The sequence below is a fragment of the Lysinibacillus sp. FSL M8-0337 genome (assembly GCF_038593855.1).
GTDB classification, from domain to species: domain Bacteria; phylum Bacillota; class Bacilli; order Bacillales_A; family Planococcaceae; genus Lysinibacillus; species Lysinibacillus sphaericus_D.
Window position 1 is genome coordinate 2,802,830 of the sequence record NZ_CP151996.1, and the last position, 25,120, is coordinate 2,827,949.

Below are 25,120 nucleotides of genomic sequence, written 5' to 3' on the forward strand. Positions count from 1 at the left end.
AATGCTATAATAAAAAAATACACTTTCTTTAGCGAGAGTTTGACACAAACGCAACATTTTTTTACTAGTGGAGGAAAACAGATGACAGAACATTATTATACAATCGGGGAAGTTGCAAAATTAGCAAACCTTTCTGTGCAGACCCTTCGTTACTACGACCAAATTGACTTGTTTAAGCCTGCTTATACTGATTCCGCTAGCAATTACCGCTATTATAAAGACAGTCAGATTTTTTACTTAGATATTATTAAGTCACTAAAATATATCGGGACATCACTTGAAGATATTAAAAAGGCGCTTATGCTAACGCCTGAAGAGTTGCTTGTTTTTTTAGAACAACAAGAACAACGATTAGAAGAAAAAATTTCACGTCTGAATGAAGTAAAATACACGCTGTTGAAAACGAAAAAACAAATGCAAGAGCAAATTGACATCCCCATCTTCGGTGAAGTTTACACACGTTTTGAAGAGGAAATGCCAATATTACAAGTCACTACGACTGAACTGACACCCACTTCTAGCACCAATACATACTACAGCATTTTAACAAAAATTATCGAGAATGAAGGTAGTGTCTTAAACAGTCGCTATGGATGTATTTATCCGCTCGCTCATTACAAAGATGTAAATGACATTTTTTATGATGCGATTTTCACTCCACTATTAACGGAACGTAGATTTTCTAAACTTACAACAAATATGAAACAAACCATTGTACCAGCAGGCAAATATGCTTGCATTGCTTTTATATATCACCCCGATACGTATTTTACCTTTTACGAAAAACTTAAAAAATATGTAGATGCGCAACAAATAGCATTTGAATCCACCGTTTACGAATTATATATGCCAGCAACCTTAACTGATGAGCAGGAAAAGAAGTTTATTGTAGAATTAAAAATCAGACAAAGTACGACGCTTTAAACATCCTCCTTTATTAAGTAAGAATAATTCGCATGCATTGCATAATTATGCCTTTTTACTTCCACACTAAAAAAATAAAAACAAATCTTTTGACCCTATAGTAACTATAGGGTTTATTGTATTAGATGGAAAATATTCTAGTAGATTATGAATCTCGTGTATCGTGAACTGTTGAAGGAGAGAAAAATGAACAAGAAACAAGCTATAACATTAACTATTTTATTAGCCAATCTCTTTATCGCCTTTTTAGGAATAGGATTGGTTATCCCAGTATTACCAACCATTATGAACGAGCTTAATATTACAGGCTCTGTCGTTGGCTATATGGTGGCAGCATTTGCCATCACACAACTGATTGTATCGCCAATTGCAGGGAAACTGGTGGACCGTATTGGCCGAAAAATCATGATTGTTGTTGGTCTATTTATTTTTGGTCTTTCAGAGCTATTATTCGGGATGGGCCGTTCCATTGAAATTTTATTTTTATCGCGCATGCTTGGTGGCGTAAGTGCTGCTTTTATTATGCCCGCAGTAACAGCATTTATTGCTGATATCACAACAATGGCGCAACGTCCGAAAGCACTTGGCTATATGAGTGCAGCGATTAGTACAGGCTTTATTATAGGACCAGGGCTCGGTGGATTTTTAGCAGAATACGGTACACGTTTACCTTTCTTCGCTGCCGGTGTTCTCGGTTTCATAGCAGCGTTATTATCGCTCACATTTTTAAAAGAACCGACACGTGCTACGGATGATACAGAAGCCGCATCTTCTATTTTTAGCAGTGCGAAACGAATTTTTAGCCCTTTGTATTTCATTGCATTTGTGCTTATTTTTGTCCTTTCATTTGGTCTTGCAGCATTCGAATCACTTTTTAGTTTATTCGTTGATCATAAATTTGCATTTACACCATCTGATATTGCTATTATCATTACCGGTAGTGGTATTATCGGTGCCATTGCCCAATTACTATTGTTTGACTGGCTTACGAAGAAAATGGGCGAGATTAATGTTATTCGATACTCCCTCATTCTGTCTGCCACGCTGACTTTTGCCATGACAATCGTTAATCATTATTTCGCAATATTATTTGTGACATTCTTTATTTTTGTCGGCTTCGATTTAATTCGTCCTGCCGTTACGTCCTATTTATCAAAAATCGCAGGAAATGAGCAGGGCTTTGTTGGGGGCATGAACTCTATGTTTACAAGTCTAGGAAATATATTCGGACCAATTATTGGGGGAATATTATTCGACATTGACTTAAATTATCCTTATTACTTCGCTACTATCGTGTTAGTTTTCGGCGTAATACTTGCACTGTTCTGGAAGAAACCAAAAGATATCGCGCTATAAAACCTTTTAACCAATTTAAAAAGGAGTTGCCTTCTATGGTGAAATATCACCAAGTTGGCAGCTCCTCTTTTTTTATTCTGGTACTACTGTTTCCTCTTTTTCGAAGTGAATACCTGTAATATGGACATTCACCTCTGCTGTTTCAAGTGCAGTCATATTTAAAATTGCTTGGCGAATTTGCGTTTGTACATCCTTTGCCACTTTCGGAATTGAATAGCCATATTTTACAGAACAAAATACGTCAATTGTAATTTGTCCATGTTCTGTTACACCAGATTTTATGCCCTTATTGTGTACTTTCTTACCGAAGCGTTCAACGACGCCAGTTGCTATATTACCACGCGTTGCTGCGATACCCTCTACCTCGTTTACTGCGATTCCAGCTACAATTTCAATTACTTCTGCAGCTACTTCAATTTTCCCAAGCTCTTCTTTACCAGAAGGTGTTGGTTGTACGAAAGATTGTCCTACTTTCTCTGCCATACAAATATCATCCTTTCCCTTACACATCGCAAGCAAATGCTGTTGTTATGCTTATTATACTATAAAAAGGAAGGTTTGGCTTAGAAAAGACGTTTTCATTTTTTACATACAAGTAATCCTAGATTTTTCTTCCTTGTTGATTAGACATTGAAAGTTAATCACCAGCTTCTATTTTGCTTTCAATGGGCTTTTTCCACATACCAACCATAACCGCTGTGACCATTGCACCGACAGAACGTTGTAGCGATGCTAGCCTAAGTGAGGGGGAATTGAGAAATGCCCCATTAATACTTAGAAGATGTATGCATCCTGAAATGTAATTCAAAAGAAAAAATCTGTTCTTTACAAAATTTCAAAAATAAAAAACCTTCTGACTACTAAAAGCCAGAAGGTTTAAGAAATAGATATTCGATTCTATTCCACGTTCGTTAATTATTTCTTACTTGTTCCTAATACGTCATTTTCTTCCAAGAATTTCGTGTTGAATTTCGCAGATTTGAAGACGTCGTTGTTCATTAATGCTTGGTGGAATGGGATTGTCGTATTGATACCAGGACCAGCTACTTCAAATTCACCTAGCGCACGATTCATTTTCGCAATTGCTTCTTCACGCGTATCCGCATGAACAATCAGTTTTGCTACCATTGAATCGTAATATGGAGGAATTGTATAACCTGCATATACAGCAGAGTCAATACGTACACCATAGCCACCTGGTGTTACATAAGTATCTACAGTACCAGCTGATGGCATAAAGTTTTTGTATGCATTCTCTGCGTTAATGCGGCATTCAATTGCCCAACCATTTAATTTAATATCATCTTGTGTGAATGGAAGTTTCTCACCTGATGCAATTTTTAATTGTTGTTGAACAAGATCGACACCAGAAATCATTTCTGTTACAGGGTGTTCTACTTGGATACGTGTATTCATTTCCATGAAGTAGAACTTGTCCTCTTGATAGTCATAGATGAACTCGATTGTACCAGCACCTTCATAGTTACATGCTTGAGCTGCTTTCACCGCTGCTGCACCCATTTCTGCACGGCGTTCAGAAGATAGAGCAGGAGATGGAGCTTCCTCTACTAATTTCTGCATACGACGTTGAACAGTACAGTCACGTTCGCCTAAATGTACGACATTACCGTACCCATCAGCTAACACTTGAATTTCACAGTGACGGAAGTATTCAATGAATTTTTCTAAATATACGCCAGGGTTACCGAATGCTGCAGCAGCCTCTTTTTGCGTAATATCAATACCTTTTACAAGGTCTTCTTCTGTACGTGCTACACGGATACCTTTACCGCCACCACCAGCAGTTGCTTTAATGATAACTGGGTAACCAATTTTCGCAGCCCATTCTTTACCTGTTTCGATATCTGGAACAATACCAGTACCTGGTACAAGTGGAACGCCTGCTGCTTCCATTGTTGTACGAGCAACGTCTTTAATCCCCATAATTTTGATGGAATCAGATGAAGGACCAATGAATTTAATGCCCGCATTTTCACATGCTTCAGCGAAATCAGCATTTTCAGAAACGAAACCGTAACCTGGGTGGATACCGTCTGCTCCTGTTTTTTCTGCTACGCTTAACAATGCTGGGAAGCTTAGATAAGAATCTTTAGATAGCTTCGGACCGATGCAATATGCTTCGTCTGCTAACTTCACATGTAATGCATCTGCGTCTGCTTCAGAATATACAGCAACCGATTTGATGCCTAATTCTTTACAGGCACGAATAATACGAACAGCGATTTCGCCGCGGTTTGCGATTAAAACTTTTTTCATGGTTTGCACTCCTTACTCAGCTTTTACAAGGAATAATGGTTGACCGTATTCTACTAAATCGCCATCTTTGGCAAGTACTTCAACGATTTCACCTTTAACTTCAGCTTCGATTTCGTTGAAAAGCTTCATAGCTTCTACGATACAAACGATTGTTTCATCGCCTACTTTGTCGCCAACTTTTACGTATGCTGGTGAATCTGGGTTTGGAGCTGCATAGAACGTACCAACCATTGGTGATACAATTTTATGTAACGATGGGTCGTTGCTTGCAGGTGCTGCTGCTGGTGCTGCTGGTGCTTCTTCAACTTTCGCTGGAGCTGCTGGTGCTACTGGTGCAGTTTGTTGTACAACAGGGGCTGTTTCTTGTTTTTTAGGTGCTACTGTTTCAGTTACGACAACACCATTCTTTTTTAATTTAACCTTTGCGCCATCTACTTCATAAACGAACTCGTCGATTGAAGAAGAATCTACTAATTTGATAATTTCACGAATTTCTTGAATTTTGAACATTTCTAACTCTCCTTATGAAATAAAATCTACTACAATAACTATTCTATATTTTTTTCAAACAATTTGAAACACTAAAATGAAAATTAAGTAAATATAAACAAAATAAAAGGCTTTCTTTTACTAAACGAAAGCCTTTTCATTATGCTGATATATAACAATGATTAATTAATAAACAGAATATTCCTTTTTTTCTTTATTATTTAATAGTTATTTGCACTGAATTTAACTTGAACGTCATTTGCGCCTTCCCACTCTGTTTTTACTAAATAAATAATTTCATTTGCTTGTGATTTTGATAATTCTTCCGCCATAACCGTTACGGAAACTTTTTCACCTTCCGCTCTAACAAACGCATCATTATAGCCTAAAGACTTAATCAACATTTCAAGCATCGCTTCAGCCGATTCCTGTTTAATCAAGCCATCGATTTCATTGAAAGCCTCATTTTTTTCTTCAGCTGTATATTCTTCAGACGCAATTTTTTGCGTTAATTGTTCACGTAATTGGCTTCTTTCATCATTTACTTGCATACGCATTTCTTCAAATAAATGACTTGGAGACAATACTTCTTGTGTGGCATCTTGCTTACTAGTAGCCTCCTGATCTGTAACACCCGTAATTGCTGTTTGTTGTAATGTATCATCTGTAAAAATCGTTAAGCCATTAAACTGTTTTGCAGGATCCACCAAATAATAAACTGAAATGACTGCTACAAGACTTAATAATGTCATAAACCAAACTGTTCTTCTACGTACGCGCATTTACTTTTCCTCCTTATTTTCCATTGGAACAATAATAATTCGATGAATAGGTAATTGCATCACTTGACTAACGACCGCACGAATTTCATTTTTTACAAATATATCTGATGCTCCTTCTGAAACAATTAGCATTCCTGTTACATCTTTCGTACCTTGGTCAGTCCCTCGAAAATACTGGCTAAATAGTTTATTTTCATCCTTGGCATCTGTCATCTCTCCGTAATAAAAATATACTTTAACCTCCCCAACACCTTGCATTGCCTTAAGCGTTTGCTCAAGTTTTTCTTCACTCGTATTCGGTGTTACTCGCTCATTTGATGAATTCGTTTGATACATAGGTAACACGATGAAAATTCCCACGGAGGCAGCAATCAACATTAAGACGATAAATGACGTTGTTTTTTTTCGTGCCTTTTCCACATCACTTGTACATTGCCTCCTTTCATCTTCTCTTTTTCAAGTGTATGTACGCTTGTTTCCTCCTATGAATTGATAAATGGAATCTTTAATAGCAATTGCAAAAATACTAACGTAATGACAAGTTTTGTTAGTGAAATTATTTGTTTATCATCCGTCAGAAATACGAAAAATTGACAAATAAAGAGCAATGCCAATAAAAGAATCAATCTATCTCCCCCCTGCCAGCACTTGCACGAAAACAATAAGGAAAAAACAAGAAAACATAAATGAAAAAGCAATTAGAAATGATACTGCACATAATGTAAAGAGAGATTTACTAACATGATCAAGTAATTTACATATATCATCAAAAGCAATCGGTTCTAAAATAGCAGCTAATAGTTTTAATGAATACGCACTAACCACAAGCTGGACTGTCGGAATAAACGATACAGTAATCACGGCAATAAAGGCACTTATACTACTAATTGAAGTAGAGAATTGGGTCATATGCTGAAACATCGAAAAACTATCTACGATAAAAGAACCGACTACTGGAATATTTTCTTCTATTAACTTTTTCACCGGCTCTGCAACAGCCTTATTGACACTAAATGCAGCAACACCACTTGCCGACATTAATATGATGTAGCAAATAACAGACGCAGAAACAATACTCATAATAGTAAAACGAATTAATTCTGCAATTCTTGTAAAAGATATTTCTTTGACAATGACACTGCATACATCAAAAACAATGGCAAAAAGTACACCTGGGATAAGCCATTTACTACTAATGATCGTTAAGACTTGTACAAAAAAAAGCAAAAAAGGCTGCCAAGAAGCAATAGCAGTAATACTACTGGATAGCAAAAAACTTGAAGTAAGAATTGGATAAAAGGCTGTGAATATATGAGAAAGTCCTTGTGCAATTTCATCAATAAGTTGAAATGAGTTGACGACTACTGGTCCGATCGTGGCTAACACAATAAGAAAAAAAAGGATTCTTGTCCCTTTTTCAAATTCTGGTAAAAGCATGTTGACAATTAAAGTAATGATGACATAGCCACACAATATGAGCGTCATCTTGAGCAAGAGAAAAAATGGATCGACGAAAAACGAAAGTAGTTGCTCCTGCACTGGCTTCGCCCCTTAGTTTAACCTTTGTAAAATAGATGACACCCCCTGTAAAACAACCACAAATTCTTTAAACCAATACAGTAAAATAACAATTTTAACTGCATCGAAAACGATACTACCCAACACTTTATAGCTATGCTCCACCAATAACATCGACACCCATTGCCCTACATAAAAAAGACTAGCACTCATTACAATGGCTTTTGCATAGGGCAAAAATGAAAGCATATCGAGAATTTGTTTGACGAAAGGCAATAGGAGTGTCGTAAACAAAAAACTGAACAACAAAAACGAAAACATTACACTAATTAGCGCGTGGAGTGGCTGTATGACTTCTTTTATAAGCAACAATAAAAGCAGCATGACAACAGCAACAATGACAATTTCCATTTACTTACCCAGATGAGGTTAACCACTGGAAGAATGTTAAAATTTCAGTGAAAAATAGACGTAAAAATCGGAGTAATTCTGCTGTCATATATAAGTAGGCAATAAAAAATAAGAAAAATGAAAATTCTTTCTTCCCTGTTTGGTCAAAGAAAACATGAAGAAGCGCTACTACTAGTCCCACTCCAGCGACTCTTAATACGTCTTGTAATTCCATTCATACGCCCCCTCGTGTACAGCAATATATGTCGCACTCCAAAAAAAAAGAACAGTGCCAGTCACTCAAACAATTTAGAATTGTTTGAGTGACTGGCACCTATACTAATTTTTCAATAATATTTTTCACTGTACCGGGTTGCACTAAGTGACTGTTTTCCCCCATCCACATCGATAAATACTGTGGATTGCCTTGTGCTGCACTTTCCTTACGAATAGTGGAGGTTAAATGATGTTGCAATGGATACGGTGCTACAACAGCATCCTTCATATGTTCTGTAAAATGATTGGTTAAGCCACGCGCTGCTTTACCAGTAAAAGCATACGTAATCGTCGTTTGTTGTGGCTTCGACTGCAAGATAGCCTTTTTATACAGTGGTGATATTTCACATTCATCAGCTACCAATAATGCTGTCCCTATTTGTACTGCCTGTGCACCACCCGCTAGCGCGCGCTGCACATCTTCTTGCGAAACAATGCCCCCTGCAACAATAATCGGGATTGTTATGTTGCCTACTACTTGTTGTAGCAAATCTTCACGAGCAATTAATTGCATAGGATTCGTAAACGAGCCCCGATGCCCCCCTGCCTCACCACCTTGTAAAACAACCGCATCCATACCTGATTGCTCAACTTGAATGGCTTCTTCTAGCGTAGTAGCTGTCCCGATCACATAAATATTTTTATCCTTTAAACGTTGAATAACTTCTAGAGATGGTATACCAAATGTAAACGAGCACACAGCTACTTGCTCATCCAGAACTGCTTGCAATTGCCCCTCAAAAACTTCGTTTGACATCACACTTTGCACTGGTGATAATCCGAGCTCATCATAGTAAGGCTGTAGCGCCATACGTGCTTTTTGGAGAACATCTATATCAATGCGTGGCTCTTCTTGCACAAATAAATTTACGGCAAATGGCTTTTGCGTAAGCTTTTTTACTTCCTGAATAAAATTTCTTGTCTGCTCACCATCTAAATAGCCCGCTCCAATTGAGCCTAGTATCCCAACTTCCGCACAGGCAGCAACAAATTTTGGTGTAGTAACCCCCGCCATCGGTGCTTGAATAATTGGATAGTGCATTTCAAATTTTTTTAACATTGCATTCACTCCTTACTTTTATTGTAAACCTTATTTCACTTTCCGACCTCCTTCTATTTTTACATATTTTTGTACTTTACTCGATATATGTACTAAAAAAAAATAAAAACCTACCCTTTTTAAAAGAGTAGGTTTACTAAATATTGCTTACGCACGTGATACGTAAGATGCTTCAGTAGTGTTAATCACTAACTTATCACCTTGGTTCACGAAGAACGGAACTTGCACGATAAGACCTGTTTCAAGCGTAGCAGGTTTTGTACCGCCTGAAGCAGTATCACCTTTAATACCTGGTTCTGTTTCAGTTACTTCTAATTCAACCGTGTTTGGTAATTCTACACCTAGCATTTCACCTTGGTAAGATTGAATGTGTACTTCCATATTTTCTTTTAGGAATTTTAATTCATATTCAATGGCAGCTGAAGCTAGTTCAGTTTGCTCATATGACTCTAAATCCATAAATACATGCTCATCACCTTGAGCATATAAATATTGCATTTTACGGTTATCAATTTGTGCTTTCTCTACTTTTTCACCAGCACGGAATGTTTTTTCATTCACAGAACCGTTACGAAGGTTACGTAATTTAGAACGTACGAATGCAGCACCTTTACCTGGTTTAACGTGTTGGAAATCTAACACGCGATATAATTGGCCATCAACAATAATTGTTAGACCTGTACGGAAATCGTTTACTGAAATCATTTGTGTTCCTCCATTGTTTATAAAATGATAAGTTCTTTTGTCGAATGTGTTAGTAGTTCATTACCTGATTCAGTGATTAAAATATCGTCTTCGATACGCACACCACCGACTCCTGGTACGTAAACACCTGGTTCAATCGTCACAGCCATACCCGGCTCTAAAACCGTATTTGATCGTTTCGATAGGCCAGGGCCTTCATGTACTTCAAGACCAATCCCATGCCCTAATGAATGACCAAATGCCTCACCATAGCCTTTTTCTGTTAAATAGTCACGTGCAATGGCATCTGCTTGAATACCTGTTAAGCCAGGACCAACTTTTTCAAGTGCTAAAAGTTGTGACGCAAGGACTGTATTGTACATTTCTACTAATTTTTCAGATGGCTCACCAACTGCCACCGTACGTGTTATATCCGAAATATAGCCATTGTATAGCGCACCAAAATCAAGCGTGACAAAGTCGCCTTTTTCAATAACTTTATTTGTTGCAACACCATGTGGTAGTGCCGAGCGAAGACCAGACGCTACAATTGTATCAAAAGAGGACTGTGTTGCTCCTTGTTGTCGCATGAAAAATTCTAATTCATTCGAAACGTCAAGCTCTGTTTTACCTGGCTTGATGTAGTCTAAAATATGTGTAAATGCGTGATCAGCAATTTCACACGCAACCTTAATAATATTAATCTCTTGTTCAGTCTTAATCAAGCGAATTTTTTCAATTAATCCAGAAACGGGCACTAAATCAGCTTGAATTACATTTTTATATAACTCATATGTACCATAGCTGACAGAATCTTTCTCAAAGCCCAATAATTTTATACCCATCGCTTTGACTTGTGTCGCAATTTCTTCTAGAAGTGTTACTTCATGTTGCACAATTCGGTAATCCTTAATTTGTGCAGTTGCTTGCTCTGTATAGCGGAAGTCTGTAATAAATACAGCATCATTTTGGGACACAATCGCTACGCCAGCCGTACCAGTAAAACCTGTCATATAACGACGGTTATACTCGTTCGTAATTAAAACGCCATCGATGTTTTGTTCTTGAAGTATTTTACGAAGCTTTTGTAATTTCAACATAATTATTTCTCCCTCTCAATAAAAGTGCGTAGTGCTAGTTCATAGCCTTTTGTACCAAGTCCACTAATTTGACCTAGGCAGGCTGGGGCAAGATAAGAATGATGGCGGAATGCCTCACGTTTGTGGATATTGGAAATATGTACTTCAATAACCGGTACGGTCACTCCTGCAATTGCATCATGTAATGCTACGCTGGTATGAGTATACGCACCTGGATTAAAGATAATCCCATCATACTTTTCATCTTCCGCCTCGTGCACCCAATCTACAAGAACACCCTCGTGATTCGATTGACGAAACTCGACTGTAGCACCAAGAGAAGTCGCAAGATTTTGAACATTATTTTTGACATCGTCTAGTGTTTCATGGCCATAAATATGTGGCTCACGCTTTCCGAGTCGATTTAAGTTTGGTCCATTCAAACATAATAACTTCACGCAGTATTCGCCTCTTTCTATGTACTTGCTTTTTATTTTATCATACCAATTGCATACAGCAACTAATTTCCTTTTTGTGCTGTATGCTCCTTGTAATGAAAATTAGCTGTTTCAAGTAAAAAGCGCAAAAGGCAAATAACTACGACCATAAAAGGGATGGATAATTTTTTAAAAGATGAGGATTGTAACGGTAAATCCAAAACAAACCACTCCAATGTGATTGTTACCAAAAGTCCGAGTAAAAATGAAGTCAAGATTGCAGGTATAATATGAGCATATCGTAACGTCATGTATAAAAAGAATCCGACTAAAAACAGTGCTAACGTTAAAAAACTCCAATGAAATAATTTAGAACTCTCTTCGAACAACTCCCATTTTTTATAAAAGCCTATTGGATTCCAACGAATAAAATGAAAAAAATGAAGGCCTTTTAAACATAGGGCTAACACAATCGCATTAACAGCAGATGTTATAAGTCCTACTTTCATAATTATCCCTCCTCTATTAAATAATCAGCGTGCACATCGCTTACACGTCCTGTCTTTAGCAATGGCACTGAATGATACATAAGCGCTCTTCCTAAAAAAGCAAAATTATACGATAAGTGTAGCCATAAAGAAAATTTACTATGCGTACCTCTAGAGGTTTTTCGCTAAATTTAGTACAATGGTACAGTTGAAATATATAAAGAGAGTGGTGTTAGCCTTGAGCAATTCACCTGTATACGGGGGACAAGCACAATTAGAGGGTGTGATGTTCGGAGGGAAGGAACATACGATTACTGCCATTCGCCGTAACGATGATTCCATTGATTATTATCATTATAAAAAAATCCAAAAACCAATCCTGCAAAAGCTAAAAAAAATTCCATTTGTACGTGGGGTTGTTGCACTTATTGAATCAGCAGGTTTAGGTTCACGTCATATGCAATTTTCAGGGGACCGTTATGACGTTACACCCGGCGAAGAAGTCGAAAATGTAGAAGAAAGCGGCTCAAAGCTTCAAATGATTTTAGGCGTAGCTGTTGTCGGGATTCTTTCTTTCCTATTCGGTAAATTTGCATTTACATTAATTCCAGTGTTTATTGCGGATTTATTCTCACCATGGATAGAAGGGAAAGTTGGTCAAGTGCTTCTCGAAAGTGGCATTAAGCTGCTTCTACTGCTTACCTATCTATATTTTATTTCTTTAACACCAATTATTAAACGCGTTTTCCAATATCATGGTGCCGAGCATAAGGTCATTAATTGCTATGAAGCTGGTTTGGATATTACTGTGGAAAATGTACAAGCACAATCTCGTTTACATTATCGATGCGGTAGTAGCTTTATGCTATTCACTGTGTTCGTTGGTATGTTTTTATATTTCTTCGTACCTACAGACCCGCTGTGGTTACGAATTGTAGACCGTATTTTATTAATACCTGTTGTATTAGGGGTATCATTTGAAGTACTGCAAGCAACGAATGCATGCCGCAATATTCCTTTGTTACGCTATTTAGGATATCCAGGTCTATGGTTACAATTACTGACAACAAGAGAGCCGATGGACGAACAGGTCGAAGTTGCGATTGCCTCATTTAATATGCTACGTCGAGTTGAACAACAACCTGAAATCGCCGCAACATTGAATCACGATTAATCAAGATCCATAACTAAGACAATACAAAAACGCACAATTGTTGGTTAAACAGCATTGTGCGTTTTGTTTTTTCTAACATCCTGAAAGGGCACCCCCTCCAGCAATTACAAAGACTGTACCACATTCAATCGTTGCTTTGCGCTTTCATATTCCTCCTGTAATGACGTAATAATTTCACGCACAGACTCACGTTTTTCAATCGCTGTGACACCATGTCCTGCCGACCAAATATCACGCCAAGCCTTCACATTTACAAGGTGTGTTAAATCAATAGCCTCTTTTGGCATTAATGTCGACGGGTCAATCCCTTCTTTTATTAAGGATGGAATTAACACATTGACAGGCACGCCACTAAAGGCATCTGTATACAAAACATCATCTGTTGTACTTTCGATAACCATGTTTTTATAAGCCTCTGGTGCATCTCCTTCATGACAAGCAATAAAGCGAGTGCCTAAATAAGCATAGTCCGCTCCAATTATTTGCGCTGCCAATACATCTGCACCGCTTGAAATCGAGCCTGATAAAACAATGGTGCCATTAAAGAATTTTTTGACCGCAGCGACAAAACCGAATGGATTCAGTTGTCCACCATGTCCACCAGCTCCTGCACACACAAGAATTAACCCATCTACACCCGTGGCTGCTGATTTCTCAGCATGCTTGACATTTGCCACATCCGCATAGACCTTTCCCCCATAACGATGCACGATATCAATAACACGCTTCGGGTTGCCAAGCGATGTAATGACAATAGGTGGCTCATATTCTTCAATTAATTGTAAATCTTCTTCAAAACGAACATTCGCTACTGGATGACATATAAAATTGACGGCCCACGGCTCTGTTGGCAACGCCTCTTTAATCTCTTGAAGCCAGTCTGCGCAAGTTGAAACGGGTCTTGCATTTAATAATGGAAACGAACCAATAGCCCCCGCTCGACTTGCCTCGATGACCATCGCTGGATTCGAAATTAAAAACATTGGTGCTACAATAATTGGTAAACGTGACATACTTTCTCCCCCTTTCTATATAAACATTCGAGCTACCTTCCAAAATCCCTACTTCAATATTTTTCTACATGCACTTTTTTATGTAATTTTAAGTTTCATTATCGTTTACTCTCAAAAAACAGAGTTCAAAAAAACAGTTTGGTATACAAGCAAGTATCCTGTCTAAACTGCATCTCACGCTAAAACTTGCGCTTACTGCTTATTAATGGTTTGCCAAATTTCCAACGCAATTGGATAGTAATTCGAAATTGCAAATACTTCATCTACCGAGAACATTTTTACAAAAACTTCATGTATCCTAAGCGCTAAATTTTCAACAGAAGTTACTGTTGGAAGTAGCTCTACTATCATCCTAATTTCTGGGTCATATTCATCCTCAGGTGTGTAATGCAAAAATCCCTTTGGATCCCAATTATCAATGACTTCCTTAACAATTCGATAGTGCTCCATATTACCCCTCTTTAACATATTTTTCCTCGTAAATATAAAAAGTGCGTTAAACTAATTAACGCACTTCTAGTATAAAATCATTTTCCTATAAATCACAACAAATCCAATGTTTAATTACTCAAATGTCGTTAACTCTTCGGAAATGGCTGTTAAAAAATCTTTCTCAAACGTAACATAATATTTTCCATCTATCATATCATCTCGAATGCCAGCACTTAACGATACTGATTTAATTGAATGAAGATTTATTTTGTTTTCAAACAATTGGTCTAGTGGTATATTGGCTTCAATTTGATTGGAAAGTTCTTTTAATTTCGATTGCGCCATTTCGTTTTTCGTTTTATTCACCACAATTTGAATAAGATTTAATAAGTTTTCTTCCTTTAAATTTCTCCCGTCTGTAGCAGCCATCATTAATGCCACTACCTCTTCCCCATTTAAACGATTCGTTCCTTTTTTGAAATCTAGTCCTACTTTCGTGATTGCTCTTACGCGAGTATCTTCTTGCAAGTCATAATCTATACCGTTAATAGATGCAATCCATGCTGAAAAGGTCTCTAAGTCGATGACCGCATAATAATCAATGGGTAAATTAAATAGGTTGGAAACGGTCGTTCTTACATTTTCTGCTCCTCCTGAACCAAAAGCATAAGCAAATAATAATTTATCGTGCACTGTAGTCCCATCATTGTTCGCTATCGGTGCATACGTTTCACGAGGAATCGACAGAACTTTCATAGCGTTTTTCTCTTTGCTATATGTAAGTAAAAGATTTAGAGGTATTCTATCGTCCTCCTGTTGTGCTTTCACCGTAATTAAAGTAGTGACAATTTGATCTTCCTGAACTGCTGTTGCATTATTGTTCCCATCTTCATGAAAGCTCCTAGGCAACATCGATGGCATAAATAAAACTAGACATAAACCTAGCACTAATAATGAAATGAGCACTGGCACAATCTTTTTTGAAGAAGGAACAAGAGACTTCTTTTGTACTCGGTGTTTCTTTTCCAACCTACGAATTTGTTCAAAAACCTTTTGTCGGTCTTCTTGCGTAAATCTTAAATCTTGATTAGAAATCTTCTGCATTTTATCTCTTAATCGTTTATCTTCCATTGAGTTCAGCCTCCTTTATCATCGACTCTAATCGTTGTTTGGCTCTTCTTAATCTCGTTTTCACTGTATTCATTGGAATATCCAATACTTCAGCAATTTCATCTGTCTTTAACGATTCGTAGTAGTAGAGATACACCACTTCCCGATACACTTTTGGAAGAGAAAAGATGGTATCCTTTAGTTCTTCATTATTGTATTTATCGATAACTGTTTTTTCTGTTGATGGGTAAATCGACTTTGCTGTTTCATGAATAAAACTTTTTACTTGTACCATTTTGAAATGCCAACTTTTTAAATAATCTTTACATTCGTTAATTGCAATACGATAGAGCCATGTCTTTATTTGGGCATCATAGCGAAACGTATCCACGTTTTTGTAGCATTTGATAAACGTATTTTGCACCATATCCTTCGCAATTTCAGTATCTTTTACATAAGAAAATGCCAATCGTACCAACTCATCACCATATTCAATCATCATTTGTTCTAATAAGAAATCTTTTTCTGTTCTGTCCATCTACTACCCTCCCTTCCTCTCTTAAATTCTGCTATTAGACGATTAGCAAATGATTATAGGTTCAATTTTTAAAAAATAGTATTTTAAAAGTTTGACTAAAAAACCTGTATTTATGAATTACACACGTAATCATAGATACAGGTTTCTACACGGCTCTTCGTCGTTTAATATGTAAGTGTTAAATAAGTTCTACTAACTCTGGATTGAATATCACTTGATGGATCCTCCAACAATCAGAGTATTCTGTAGCAATTTCGTGATTATGCAAGCAGACCCTATTCATTCCATCACAACCATCAAGACCACAACAACCATTTAATCTGCTTCTATTTGAATGGCGTTTTGAATTGATTAAATCCTTGATGTTAATAATGATAGAACCTTTTACTATATCGTAAGCTGTCTCTTGTTGAATTAAATAGGATTCTTTCTTCTTGTTCGTTTAAGAAAAGCGCAAGGCTGATTAAATATTGAACGTCCTGTTGTTAAAGAAATATTACAACAACTGCATATATATGATGTTAATGAAGTAAACTATATGATAAAAATCGAACTGATTGGGAGCTTTATTCGTTCGTTTGACCCTTCATTTAGGAAGTAAATATTTCACAATAGAAGGTATTACTAAGAAAAGAGGAGAGATACGATGTTCGATCAAGTTGGGTATTTTATTTTACAAGCTCTGTTAATTCTAACAATTTTAGTTGTTACAGTTGGAATCGCGCTTGGAGAAACGCTGATTCGAAAAAAATAACACTCCACCCAAACGGATTTAGTTGAAGTTACTTTCTTCATTACTATTCAGAACAATACTAACACAATTATCCAATAGAAAACCACCTCATCTCTAATCATCTATAGAGGTGAAGTGGTTTACTTTAGGTTTATTTTACAAACCGCATTTTAATTGTGCACCACAGTTTGTACATGTGTTACAGCCACCCATTTCTTCGACTGTGCCTTTACGACAAACTGGGCATGTGTTCCCTACATCTGAGCCGATAACTGTTGTTGACTCAAGTGCTTGGATCGTATCCACTAATACAACTGGACGTTTTGCATGCTCTTCTACTAATTCTTCTTCAAATGATAATTGATCCATATCATTTTCTTCTGCTTTTAGTGTCAGAACTTGTGAATCACGGCTACCATCAACATAGACCGTACCACCTTTAGCGCCACCTTTATAAAGGCGCTCGTACACTTTTTCAACTTGTTCGACCGTATAGCCTTTCGGTGCATTTACTGTTTTAGAAATCGACGAATCAATCCATTTTTGGATAATGCATTGCACATCCGCATGCGCCTCTGGTTTTAATTCCATTGCCGTCACAAACCATTCAGGTAACTGATCTTCAGATGCTTCTGGATGACGGTCTAAGTATTCTTGAACGATTTCTGCTTTTACTTCAATAAACTTGCCTAGACGACCAGAACGATAGTATGTGAACGAGAAGTATGGTTCTAGACCCGTTGCTACGCCTACCATTGTTCCTGTCGATCCTGTTGGCGCTACTGTTAGTAAATGCGAGTTACGTATACCTGTTGCTAAAATTTGCTCTTTAATGTGCGCTGGCATTTTTTGCATAAAGCCTGTTTCTGTAAAGGCTTTACGTAAACGTGCTGTTTCTTCCTCTGTCGCCCCTACTAGGAATGGGAAGCTGCCACGTTCTTTTGCAAGCTCTGTAGAAGCCTCGTAAGCCGTTTCTGCAATTGTTTTAAAGATTTCATCTACAAGTGCATTGCCCGCTTCTGAGCCATATTCTTTTTCACAATAAATAAGTAAATCCGCTAAGCCCATTACGCCTAAGCCAACTCGACGTTCACCAAGAGCTTGTACACGGTTTTCTTCAAGGAAATACGGCGTTGCATCGATTACGTTATCTTGCATACGAACACCAACACGAACCGTTTCACGTAATGCTTCGTAATCAACTGTTTGATTTTCTTTATTGGCAAACTGCGCTAAGTTGACAGCAGCTAAGTTACACACTGAATATGGTGCAAGTGGTTGTTCACCGCAAGGATTCGTCGCAACAACACTTTGACCATATGCTTTTGCGTTTGTCATATCGTTGGCATTGTCTATAAAGAATATCCCTGGCTCTGCCGAATATGTTGCACAGACGTTAATAAGATTCCAAAGCTCTTTTGCTTTAATCGTACGATATGTGCGTACTTTATAGCCCATCTTCTCCCATTCACGTACGTCTCCAACTTTATGCCACTCACTATTGTAAACAGCCATTTCTTCTTTTGTATATTCTTCAACCGCTGGGAAACGCAGGTCAAAATCACCATCTGCTTCAACAGCTTCCATAAATTCTTTCGTTAACGTTACAGAAATATTAGCACCCGTTAAAAACTCTGGGTTATGAACTGTGTACGTACCACCGTCACGCAATTTATTTTCTGCTTCACGAATAATGCCACTATCGAATCCGCCTAAGCCTTCGATGCCTTTATAATTCACAATGCCTTGATACATTGCTTCTTCTTGCATTGAAAGCGGCTTAAAGTTTAATTTTTCTTTTGCTAGACGAATAATCGTCTCATCTGCTGTATTTTCCATTAGGTATCGTAAAATACGTGGATTTTGCATTTTTGAAATAATAAATTCCACGATATCAGGATGCCAATCTGCCAGCATAATCATTTGTGCCCCACGCTTTTTGTTACAAAAAAGTATATTAAAATACCTTTCAGATGTGGTCATTTCTGCCACATTCTTATGCTTTCACATAAGATCAGACTATATCATCAAAGAAGGATTTGATTTTTTCATATTTTCGATTGAGTTGAATGGAGCCAAACTTATATAACTGTTGAGCAATCTTTTTCACATCATCTTTTCTAGTGATGTACAAGTCTACGCAACCTTGTTTTGGATAAAGTTTATGAACAGATAAAGCTAATTGATTATCATGTAGAAATTGTAGCAACGATAGGAGCATTTGACTATTTCCTGTAAACCCTAGTCTTCCTCGACTTGAAATATGTCCATCGGCATCAAAAAAACCTCTTAAATATGCCCACTGTAAATCTTCTCTTCCAAAGTTAACCCAACGTTCAAACCCTGTTTTTCGTGGTGTAATCCCTAATTTTATTAAATCATTACACATTTCTGTTGAATTAATTGTTAAGGCATATTTATTTTGTTCATTGGATGCTCTCCGTCGTCGAAATTTAATTGCATTCAACATATATAATTCTTTAGCGATATCTTCAAGTAGTTGTCGATCTTGCTCTGCAAGTGATAACACTAAGCGTTTAGAAGTCCCACGATCTAAAATGGTTCCATCTCCGGTTATATAGCCAACTAAATAAGCCTTATTTGCTGTATCAACTTGTTTAAAGTAGTTTTCATTATAATGGTATTTTTTATTTTTCAGCTTACCTGCTTCACCAGGTGTTCTCGGTTTAAAAAGTTCTAATTCTTTGTTCCATCTAAGAATTGTTCCTCTACCGATACTGAGCATTTTCGCAATATCTACTTGGCTCATTCCATCTTCATGTAACTCAATAATTTTTTTAATCAATCGTTCTTTGTCTCGCGCCTCGTAAGGACGTCTCCGTACATTACGATTTACTTCTTCCATGCTTACACCTCCAAAGTGGTATTAAAAGTTTAGGAAGTTTCAATAGTCGTTGAACGTTCATCTGTGTTTCCCCAGATGCTTCGCTGCTGATTGCCCAATCTTTTCTTTTTTTAAGCATTCACGTTTAACTTCACAGTTTACGTTGTAGCAAGAAAAGCTCTCAGGGTGTTCCAGCAATTCACGAGATTTTAATCCCGCCGTTTTGGTTAACGGGATCCACCCTGTTCGACAAGGTGAGTCAGTTTTGCAATGTCATCTAGCCATGATACCGATCCTGACGATTTACCGTTCACTCCACGTGCTAACGTGTTGCGGGGACGAAGTGTTGAACCATTTGTTCCTACACCTCCACCACGGCTCATAATTTCCATTACTTGCTTGCGGTGATCACTGATACCTTCACGTGAGTCCGCTACAAACGGCATTACATAGCAGTTAAAGAAAGTTACATCTGTTTCAGAACCTGCTCCATATATCACACGACCAGCTGGTACAAATTTTAATGAAACGAGTTGCTGATAAAATTTTTCAAACCATTCTTGGCGTTTTTCAGCTGTTTTTTCAACAGAAGCAAGCCCTGTTGCATTACGTTTAGCAATTTGCTCATAATAAATTTCAAGAGGCTTTTCTAGCACGTCAATTGAACGTGTAATCACACCTGTTTCCTGCTCTTTTGGATTATCTAATGCGCTACGGTAGTCTTCCTCAATCAAAATATCTGCTGTTTTTGTAGACATATCAATATGTTGAATTGTTCCTAAACCACGTGCGGGGAATTTTGGATCTGCCTTTACCGTTAATACGACGAAATCACCAGCTTTTAGCGTTTTCTTTTCCGTATCCTTAAACGAGTAGCGATCGATCATCACAAGTCTTGATACACCTTTATGTGTGATATGCATATCAGGCGTGACAGGGTGAACCTGTGGGAATTGCTCAATATCTTTGTTTAACTGTTCAATTTGTTTGTTTACATCGGGTTGATGATTTGTAAGTACCATCGTTTTGCCTCCCCTTACAATAATAAATACACAATATCATGTGCTGTTAAACACTACATATTGTGTATGTCGCTTTTAAAAAGATACTATATATAGTTTTTAAATTCAACTCTTGCAATTTCGAATAGATTGGTTACTGCTTGCCATTACAAGGTTTAAACGATGAAAAAATATTTTTCTTATACCACATTTTACTTTTTAAAGTTCCAATCATCATGCGCATATTTTTTTTCTGCCAACTCATGCACATATTTTAATTGCTCCTCAGAAAGTGTAAATGGTTTTAATTCAATTTGCAACGATTTTGCAAAACCATCTCGAAAAGCAGTTACACATTGTTCAATGGACACAGGTTCTTTGACAAGACTATTAATGGCAACTGCCTTCTCCGGTAGCTTTTTGCGCATCCGTTCTTTCGCCGCTTCACTTGAAAAATTAAAAACAGATAATAATTTATCTTCATCAAGATCAAGTAAAATTGCACCATGTTGTAAGATAACACCTTTTTGACGTGTTTGTGCACTACCCGCTATTTTTTTCCCTTCAACGACAAGTTCATACCAACTCGGCGCATCAAAACACACAGCACTTTTTGGCTGTTTCAAATCTGCCCTTTTTTCCTCTGTGTCAGGCACGCTGAAATAGGCATCCATTCCTAAATTATGAAAGCCCTGCAATATCCCTTCACTTAGTACTCGGTACGCCTCTGTTACGGATTCAGGCATATTTGGATAGCTTTCCGTAACAATGACGCTATATGTTAACTCATGTTCATGTAATACTGCTCGACCACCCGTTGGACGACGAACAAATCCTATTCCTTGTTCACGTAACGCGTCTAAATTAATATCTCTTTTCGCTTGTTGGAAATAACCAATCGACAATGTCGCTGGCTCCCACTCATAAAAACGAATAACAGGGGGAATTAAACCCTCACTATGCCAATCAAGCAATGCCTCATCTAGTGCCATATTAAAAGAGGGACTACATTTTCCTGAATTTAGAAAATACCAAGTTGTCATTATGTCATCTCCTACATCTATCAATCATTTCTAGCCACAATCTAGTTAATTTTATCAAACTCATTGGACTATCGCCAGCGCATCTTTTATAATAATAAAGAAGATAGAAAGGGGTAAGAAGAAATTGGATATACTTATCACAATTGGTGTCGTTTTAGTAGTGCTAATTGCATATATCGCTATAAATGCAATGCGACTAAAAAAAGCCGTAACCAACCTAACACAAGAACAATTTATTGAAGGCTACCGTAAAGCGCAGTTAATCGATGTGCGTGAACAAAAAGAATTTGATGCAGGTCATATCCTTGGCGCACGAAACGTTCCTTCTACAGCATTACGTCAACGTTATAAAGAAATCCGCCCAGATTTACCAGTATATTTATACTGTCAAAATACAGGCCGTAGCGCGCGTGCTGCTCTTTACCTAAAAAAACGTGGTTACAATCAAATCTACCAGCTTGAAGGCGGCTTCCGTAATTGGACTGGTAAAATTAAAACAAAAAAACAATAAGCAAAGTGAATTCAATCAGGCAATAGCGACTATTTTACATAGTCCTTTCCTCAGTGAAGTAGGATACTAGCGCTTGGTTTTTTCATAAAAAGAATCCTTTCCAAATGTTTTGGTAAAGGATTCTTTTTGCTAATATTCAGAGTTTCTTCTATATAATAGTAGTTGTCTAACGACTAACCATCTAGTTCGCTGTCACCATGTCCTTCATCATGCATCGGACAGAAAAAAGTATAACAGCGTGAAGCGATACTCGGCTCATTTTGCATCATAATCTGGTGCTGTAAATGGGCACTGTTCACCCGCTCCATATTCGCTCTAAGCTGTGCCTCTTCTTCTGCTACTTCTTCTTCCGTCCAGTCATCTTCCAACGTCTTATCAGCCAAATCAGCGATTGTTTGCGTACATTGCTTCATAAAAGCTACAATCACTGCTTTTTTCTGCGCCTCATTCCCTAATTGGTGAAGTACCCATACATAATCAGCGATCCATTCACCTGTATAGGCATAATGATTGTAGCCTTTTGCATACCACACAGCGGATTTCTGGTAATCTCCAATTCGCCCGTACAACTCTCCTAGCTCTACTTCACCGATAAAGCGTTGCTGTTCTTGTTCAATAATCGCTATCCACTTTTTAGCATTCTGAAAATCTTTGGCTAACACAAAACATTCGACAGCTTGCATCAGCCCATAGTCCTCGGTTTCATACGATTTTATAAAAAGGCGAGCAGCCTGTTCATATTTTTGTTGTGCCTTGTACAGAGTTGCTAAATTGTGCGCTACGACCGGTGATTGAAATCGGTTATATGCTTTTTCTAGCCATTGCTGTGCCGAATGATTGTCACCTCGGCGCATAGACAATTCGCCTAATAATGCATACGGGGAATACGTTTTTGGTTGCCATGCAACAGCCTGTAATGCATAGTGATATGCTTCTTCGTATTGCTCCTGTTCTTTATGGTAATCTGCTAAATTATGCGCAACAATACAATTGGGCTGTTCAGAAAATACATCTAGCAATAATAATTTTGCCTGTTCACTCTCCCCTTCTAGTGCTAACAATCGTGCTGCTTCTTTTACTCGCTCCATTCCTCCACCTCTTTTAGCTTTGTAGTTGTAAAAATAATGATAATGTATCTATTACTCTATGTCTAAAATAACTATTTTTTGTAACAAATATATCATCATGAAACCAATTCTTCTTTTTACCTGCATACTACTGAAAATTGACCCTTGTATTATTGGCTCGTCATTGGTAGGATAAATAATATCTTAAAATAAAGATTGAAGCTATGAATGCTATGGATGAAACTATAGCAGGAGCATTTCTGGAGAGAGCGCAATTAGCGTCGCCGAAGGGTTCACTATCTCAGGCAAAAGGACAGAGGAGTAAGATAAACTTTCACCATGAAAGCTATACCACACGACGAATGTTATATTGTATTTTTCACAAACTGAACTTTCGGACATGGTATTTTTATTCTGACGTTTACGAGACTAGTGTTGCTACTAGTCTCTTTTTTATTTTCCAGCTAGCGCTTCTACGCATCTTATGGGGGAATAAACTTGGAACAACATCAGTTAAAACGAGAATTAAAAAATCGCCATGTGCAACTTATTGCAATTGGCGGAACAATTGGGACTGGCTTATTTTTAGGATCAGGTAAAGCAATTGCTTTAGCAGGGCCTTCGATTATTTTGGCTTACCTCATTGTTGGGATCGCCTTATTTTTTGTCATGCGGGCACTAGGCGAACTACTATTATCAAACGCAGGCTATACATCATTTACAGATTTCGCCACAGAGTACATCGGTCCTTGGGCTGGGTATGTTACTGGTTGGACCTACTGGTTTTGTTGGATAATGACCGCGATGGCAGATATTATTGCCGTCGGTGTCTATGTACAATATTGGTTTAATATTCCGCAATGGGTACCCGCTATTGGCTGTCTCGTACTCTTATTATTTCTTAATTTATTGACAGTAAAGCTTTTTGGAGAACTCGAATTTTGGTTTGCACTGATTAAAGTTGTAACAATTGTTGCATTAATAATTATTGGATTATTCATGCTATTTACAGGCTTTCAAACAACTTCTGGCACTGTATCAGTAAACAATCTTTGGGCACATGGCGGGCTGTTCCCGAACGGTATTTATGGCTTCCTAATGGCCTTCCAAATGGTTGTTTTTGCTTTCGTAGGGGTTGAACTAGTCGGTGTTTCTGCTGCAGAAACAGCAGATCCGAAAAAAAATATTCCATCTGCAATTAATAAAATTCCACTGCGTATTTTACTATTTTATGTAGGCGCATTAACAGTCATTTTATGCATCAACCCTTGGTATGAAATGTCTGCTACAAGCAGTCCATTCGTACAAGTATTTTCATTAGCAGGTATACCTATCGCAGCAGGTATTATCAATTTTGTTGTGCTGACATCTGCGGCTTCAGCAGGCAATAGTGGTTTATTTTCTACAAGTCGTATGCTTTATAATCTTGGCCGTCACAAGCAGGCATCCGCTTCTTTTGCTAAGCTAAATAAAAATAGTGTGCCAAGTAACGCACTTGTTCTTTCAGCAATCGTTGTATCAATAGGGGCATTACTGAGCAAGCTCATGCCAGAAAACGCTTTTAGCGTCGTGACAACAATTAGTGCTATTTGTTTTATTTGGGTATGGAGTATTATTCTAATCTCGCATATTATCTATAAACGTAAAAACCGCGCCCTCCATGAAGCGTCGATTTTTAAAGCACCATTGACACCTTTTGTGAACTACTTAGTACTTGCTTTCTTCGCGTTTTTGTTAGTAATTATGTTGATTTCCGAAGCGACTAGAACAGCGCTTTTACTAACACCTATCTGGTTTATCGTTCTTTTCATTCTTTATAAAAGCAAAAATATCAACAATAGATAACAGCAATTTTATAAATTCGCGACAAATCCACAGCAAGACGCAATTACT

Annotated in this window: 26 protein-coding genes, 2 pseudogenes and 1 riboswitch; of the genes and pseudogenes, 5 read left to right on the forward strand and 23 right to left on the reverse strand. The window is 37.5% G+C overall.

The window, feature by feature from the left end; translation table 11 throughout:
- The first annotated feature begins 81 nt into the window (after nucleotides 1–81).
- Nucleotides 82–924, forward strand: a complete 843-nt coding sequence (locus MKY08_RS13405) for a MerR family transcriptional regulator (RefSeq protein WP_069513086.1) — start codon at nucleotides 82–84, stop codon at nucleotides 922–924.
- Between the two features lie 186 nt (nucleotides 925–1,110).
- Nucleotides 1,111–2,280 carry an MFS transporter gene (locus tag MKY08_RS13410; RefSeq protein ID WP_069513085.1) on the forward strand — a complete coding sequence of 390 codons (1,170 nt, stop codon included), beginning with the start codon at nucleotides 1,111–1,113 and terminating at the stop codon, nucleotides 2,278–2,280.
- A 72-nt stretch (nucleotides 2,281–2,352) separates the two neighbouring features.
- Here the strand turns inward: MKY08_RS13410 and MKY08_RS13415 are convergent, their stop codons facing one another.
- The 14 genes from MKY08_RS13415 to MKY08_RS13480 all read right to left on the reverse strand — a co-directional run bounded on the left by MKY08_RS13415 (nucleotide 2,353) and on the right by MKY08_RS13480 (nucleotide 11,781).
- Nucleotides 2,353–2,763, reverse strand: coding sequence for an Asp23/Gls24 family envelope stress response protein (locus MKY08_RS13415; RefSeq protein ID WP_069513084.1), 411 nt, complete (start codon nucleotides 2,761–2,763; stop codon nucleotides 2,353–2,355).
- Between the two features lie 432 nt (nucleotides 2,764–3,195).
- Nucleotides 3,196–4,557 carry an acetyl-CoA carboxylase biotin carboxylase subunit gene (gene accC / locus MKY08_RS13420; protein ID WP_024361185.1) on the reverse strand — a complete coding sequence of 454 codons (1,362 nt, stop codon included), beginning with the start codon at nucleotides 4,555–4,557 and terminating at the stop codon, nucleotides 3,196–3,198.
- A gap of 12 nt (nucleotides 4,558–4,569) precedes the next feature.
- On the reverse strand, nucleotides 4,570–5,067 hold the full coding sequence (gene accB, locus MKY08_RS13425) for an acetyl-CoA carboxylase biotin carboxyl carrier protein (RefSeq protein ID WP_025219926.1): 498 nt from the start codon (nucleotides 5,065–5,067) through the stop codon (nucleotides 4,570–4,572).
- Nucleotides 5,068–5,267: 200 nt separating this feature from the next.
- Nucleotides 5,268–5,828, reverse strand: coding sequence for a SpoIIIAH-like family protein (locus tag MKY08_RS13430; protein WP_025219927.1), 561 nt, complete (start codon nucleotides 5,826–5,828; stop codon nucleotides 5,268–5,270).
- Entirely contained in the window at nucleotides 5,829–6,248 is a 420-nt protein-coding gene (locus MKY08_RS13435) for a hypothetical protein (RefSeq protein WP_025219928.1), read from the reverse strand.
- Nucleotides 6,249–6,310: 62 nt separating this feature from the next.
- The gene (locus tag MKY08_RS13440; protein ID WP_162832708.1) at nucleotides 6,311–6,454 is read right to left on the reverse strand and encodes a hypothetical protein; all 144 of its coding nucleotides are present in this window, start codon (nucleotides 6,452–6,454) and stop codon (nucleotides 6,311–6,313) included.
- 1 nt (nucleotide 6,455) lies between these two features.
- Nucleotides 6,456–7,367, reverse strand: coding sequence for a stage III sporulation protein AE (locus MKY08_RS13445; protein ID WP_025219929.1), 912 nt, complete (start codon nucleotides 7,365–7,367; stop codon nucleotides 6,456–6,458).
- A 12-nt stretch (nucleotides 7,368–7,379) separates the two neighbouring features.
- Nucleotides 7,380–7,757, reverse strand: coding sequence for a hypothetical protein (locus MKY08_RS13450; RefSeq protein ID WP_024361190.1), 378 nt, complete (start codon nucleotides 7,755–7,757; stop codon nucleotides 7,380–7,382).
- 4 nt (nucleotides 7,758–7,761) lie between these two features.
- Nucleotides 7,762–7,971, reverse strand: coding sequence for a hypothetical protein (locus tag MKY08_RS13455; protein WP_008179863.1), 210 nt, complete (start codon nucleotides 7,969–7,971; stop codon nucleotides 7,762–7,764).
- A gap of 99 nt (nucleotides 7,972–8,070) precedes the next feature.
- A complete protein-coding gene (locus MKY08_RS13460) occupies nucleotides 8,071–9,072 on the reverse strand; it encodes a nitronate monooxygenase (RefSeq protein ID WP_069513083.1) in 1,002 nt (333 codons plus the stop codon).
- 147 nt (nucleotides 9,073–9,219) lie between these two features.
- Nucleotides 9,220–9,777, reverse strand: coding sequence for an elongation factor P (efp, locus tag MKY08_RS13465; RefSeq protein ID WP_024361192.1), 558 nt, complete (start codon nucleotides 9,775–9,777; stop codon nucleotides 9,220–9,222).
- Between the two features lie 17 nt (nucleotides 9,778–9,794).
- On the reverse strand, nucleotides 9,795–10,856 hold the full coding sequence (locus tag MKY08_RS13470; protein ID WP_069513082.1) for a Xaa-Pro peptidase family protein: 1,062 nt from the start codon (nucleotides 10,854–10,856) through the stop codon (nucleotides 9,795–9,797).
- Between the two features lie 2 nt (nucleotides 10,857–10,858).
- Nucleotides 10,859–11,293, reverse strand: a complete 435-nt coding sequence (aroQ, locus tag MKY08_RS13475; RefSeq protein WP_069513081.1) for a type II 3-dehydroquinate dehydratase — start codon at nucleotides 11,291–11,293, stop codon at nucleotides 10,859–10,861.
- A gap of 62 nt (nucleotides 11,294–11,355) precedes the next feature.
- A complete protein-coding gene (locus tag MKY08_RS13480; protein ID WP_069513080.1) occupies nucleotides 11,356–11,781 on the reverse strand; it encodes a hypothetical protein in 426 nt (141 codons plus the stop codon).
- A 178-nt stretch (nucleotides 11,782–11,959) separates the two neighbouring features.
- Between MKY08_RS13480 and MKY08_RS13485 the strand changes: the two genes are divergently transcribed.
- Nucleotides 11,960–12,934: a DUF1385 domain-containing protein gene (locus MKY08_RS13485; protein WP_069513079.1), complete on the forward strand. Its 975-nt coding sequence runs from the start codon at nucleotides 11,960–11,962 to the stop codon at nucleotides 12,932–12,934.
- Nucleotides 12,935–13,038: 104 nt separating this feature from the next.
- Here the strand turns inward: MKY08_RS13485 and MKY08_RS13490 are convergent, their stop codons facing one another.
- From MKY08_RS13490 to MKY08_RS13525, 8 genes and pseudogenes are all read right to left on the reverse strand, one after another.
- On the reverse strand, nucleotides 13,039–13,947 hold the full coding sequence (locus MKY08_RS13490) for a nitronate monooxygenase (protein ID WP_069513078.1): 909 nt from the start codon (nucleotides 13,945–13,947) through the stop codon (nucleotides 13,039–13,041).
- Between the two features lie 192 nt (nucleotides 13,948–14,139).
- Nucleotides 14,140–14,397, reverse strand: coding sequence for a DUF1871 family protein (locus tag MKY08_RS13495; RefSeq protein WP_069513077.1), 258 nt, complete (start codon nucleotides 14,395–14,397; stop codon nucleotides 14,140–14,142).
- Nucleotides 14,398–14,511: 114 nt separating this feature from the next.
- Nucleotides 14,512–15,510, reverse strand: coding sequence for an LCP family protein (locus MKY08_RS13500; protein ID WP_069513076.1), 999 nt, complete (start codon nucleotides 15,508–15,510; stop codon nucleotides 14,512–14,514).
- Nucleotides 15,500–16,027 carry a sigma-70 family RNA polymerase sigma factor gene (locus MKY08_RS13505; protein WP_069513075.1) on the reverse strand — a complete coding sequence of 176 codons (528 nt, stop codon included), beginning with the start codon at nucleotides 16,025–16,027 and terminating at the stop codon, nucleotides 15,500–15,502. The genes MKY08_RS13500 and MKY08_RS13505 overlap by 11 nt, the downstream gene beginning before the upstream one ends.
- A gap of 889 nt (nucleotides 16,028–16,916) precedes the next feature.
- Nucleotides 16,917–18,698, reverse strand: a pseudogene (locus MKY08_RS13510) (vitamin B12-dependent ribonucleotide reductase); the annotation flags it as partial.
- 76 nt (nucleotides 18,699–18,774) lie between these two features.
- Entirely contained in the window at nucleotides 18,775–19,626 is an 852-nt protein-coding gene (locus MKY08_RS13515; protein WP_141705608.1) for an LAGLIDADG family homing endonuclease, read from the reverse strand.
- 209 nt (nucleotides 19,627–19,835) lie between these two features.
- A pseudogene (locus MKY08_RS13520) lies at nucleotides 19,836–20,627 on the reverse strand (ribonucleotide reductase N-terminal alpha domain-containing protein); the annotation flags it as partial.
- A gap of 191 nt (nucleotides 20,628–20,818) precedes the next feature.
- Nucleotides 20,819–21,649: a biotin/lipoate A/B protein ligase family protein gene (locus tag MKY08_RS13525; protein ID WP_069513073.1), complete on the reverse strand. Its 831-nt coding sequence runs from the start codon at nucleotides 21,647–21,649 to the stop codon at nucleotides 20,819–20,821.
- A gap of 124 nt (nucleotides 21,650–21,773) precedes the next feature.
- Between MKY08_RS13525 and MKY08_RS13530 the strand changes: the two genes are divergently transcribed.
- Nucleotides 21,774–22,160, forward strand: a complete 387-nt coding sequence (locus tag MKY08_RS13530) for a rhodanese-like domain-containing protein (protein ID WP_024361208.1) — start codon at nucleotides 21,774–21,776, stop codon at nucleotides 22,158–22,160.
- A gap of 173 nt (nucleotides 22,161–22,333) precedes the next feature.
- On the opposite strand, the gene MKY08_RS13535 is transcribed toward MKY08_RS13530, so the two are convergent.
- Nucleotides 22,334–23,248 (reverse strand): tetratricopeptide repeat protein, encoded by a 915-nt coding sequence (locus tag MKY08_RS13535; RefSeq protein ID WP_069513072.1) that lies wholly within the window; start codon nucleotides 23,246–23,248, stop codon nucleotides 22,334–22,336.
- A 229-nt stretch (nucleotides 23,249–23,477) separates the two neighbouring features.
- A riboswitch (glycine riboswitch) is annotated at nucleotides 23,478–23,554 on the forward strand.
- Nucleotides 23,555–23,725: 171 nt separating this feature from the next.
- Here MKY08_RS13535 and MKY08_RS13540 point away from each other — a divergent pair.
- Nucleotides 23,726–25,072 (forward strand): amino acid permease, encoded by a 1,347-nt coding sequence (locus MKY08_RS13540; RefSeq protein ID WP_024361210.1) that lies wholly within the window; start codon nucleotides 23,726–23,728, stop codon nucleotides 25,070–25,072.
- Nucleotides 25,073–25,120 lie beyond the last annotated feature (48 nt).

Bases quoted from the DNA above. Each gene is read 5' to 3' on its own strand.
- MKY08_RS13405 (WP_069513086.1), top strand. From the start codon at position 82: ATGACAGAACATTATTATACAATCGGGGAAGTTGCAAAATTAGCAAAC.
- MKY08_RS13410 (WP_069513085.1), top strand. From the start codon at position 1,111: ATGAACAAGAAACAAGCTATAACATTAACTATTTTATTAGCCAATCTC.
- MKY08_RS13415 (WP_069513084.1), bottom strand. From the start codon at position 2,763: ATGGCAGAGAAAGTAGGACAATCTTTCGTACAACCAACACCTTCTGGT.
- accC (WP_024361185.1), bottom strand. From the start codon at position 4,557: ATGAAAAAAGTTTTAATCGCAAACCGCGGCGAAATCGCTGTTCGTATT.
- accB (WP_025219926.1), bottom strand. From the start codon at position 5,067: ATGTTCAAAATTCAAGAAATTCGTGAAATTATCAAATTAGTAGATTCT.
- MKY08_RS13430 (WP_025219927.1), bottom strand. From the start codon at position 5,828: ATGCGCGTACGTAGAAGAACAGTTTGGTTTATGACATTATTAAGTCTT.
- MKY08_RS13450 (WP_024361190.1), bottom strand. From the start codon at position 7,757: ATGGAAATTGTCATTGTTGCTGTTGTCATGCTGCTTTTATTGTTGCTT.
- MKY08_RS13455 (WP_008179863.1), bottom strand. From the start codon at position 7,971: ATGGAATTACAAGACGTATTAAGAGTCGCTGGAGTGGGACTAGTAGTA.
- MKY08_RS13460 (WP_069513083.1), bottom strand. From the start codon at position 9,072: ATGTTAAAAAAATTTGAAATGCACTATCCAATTATTCAAGCACCGATG.
- efp (WP_024361192.1), bottom strand. From the start codon at position 9,777: ATGATTTCAGTAAACGATTTCCGTACAGGTCTAACAATTATTGTTGAT.
- MKY08_RS13470 (WP_069513082.1), bottom strand. From the start codon at position 10,856: ATGTTGAAATTACAAAAGCTTCGTAAAATACTTCAAGAACAAAACATC.
- MKY08_RS13480 (WP_069513080.1), bottom strand. From the start codon at position 11,781: ATGAAAGTAGGACTTATAACATCTGCTGTTAATGCGATTGTGTTAGCC.
- MKY08_RS13485 (WP_069513079.1), top strand. From the start codon at position 11,960: ATGGTACAGTTGAAATATATAAAGAGAGTGGTGTTAGCCTTGAGCAAT.
- MKY08_RS13490 (WP_069513078.1), bottom strand. From the start codon at position 13,947: ATGTCACGTTTACCAATTATTGTAGCACCAATGTTTTTAATTTCGAAT.
- MKY08_RS13495 (WP_069513077.1), bottom strand. From the start codon at position 14,397: ATGGAGCACTATCGAATTGTTAAGGAAGTCATTGATAATTGGGATCCA.
- MKY08_RS13500 (WP_069513076.1), bottom strand. From the start codon at position 15,510: ATGGAAGATAAACGATTAAGAGATAAAATGCAGAAGATTTCTAATCAA.
- MKY08_RS13505 (WP_069513075.1), bottom strand. From the start codon at position 16,027: ATGGACAGAACAGAAAAAGATTTCTTATTAGAACAAATGATGATTGAA.
- MKY08_RS13515 (WP_141705608.1), bottom strand. From the start codon at position 19,626: ATGGAAGAAGTAAATCGTAATGTACGGAGACGTCCTTACGAGGCGCGA.
- MKY08_RS13525 (WP_069513073.1), bottom strand. From the start codon at position 21,649: ATGACAACTTGGTATTTTCTAAATTCAGGAAAATGTAGTCCCTCTTTT.
- MKY08_RS13535 (WP_069513072.1), bottom strand. From the start codon at position 23,248: ATGGAGCGAGTAAAAGAAGCAGCACGATTGTTAGCACTAGAAGGGGAG.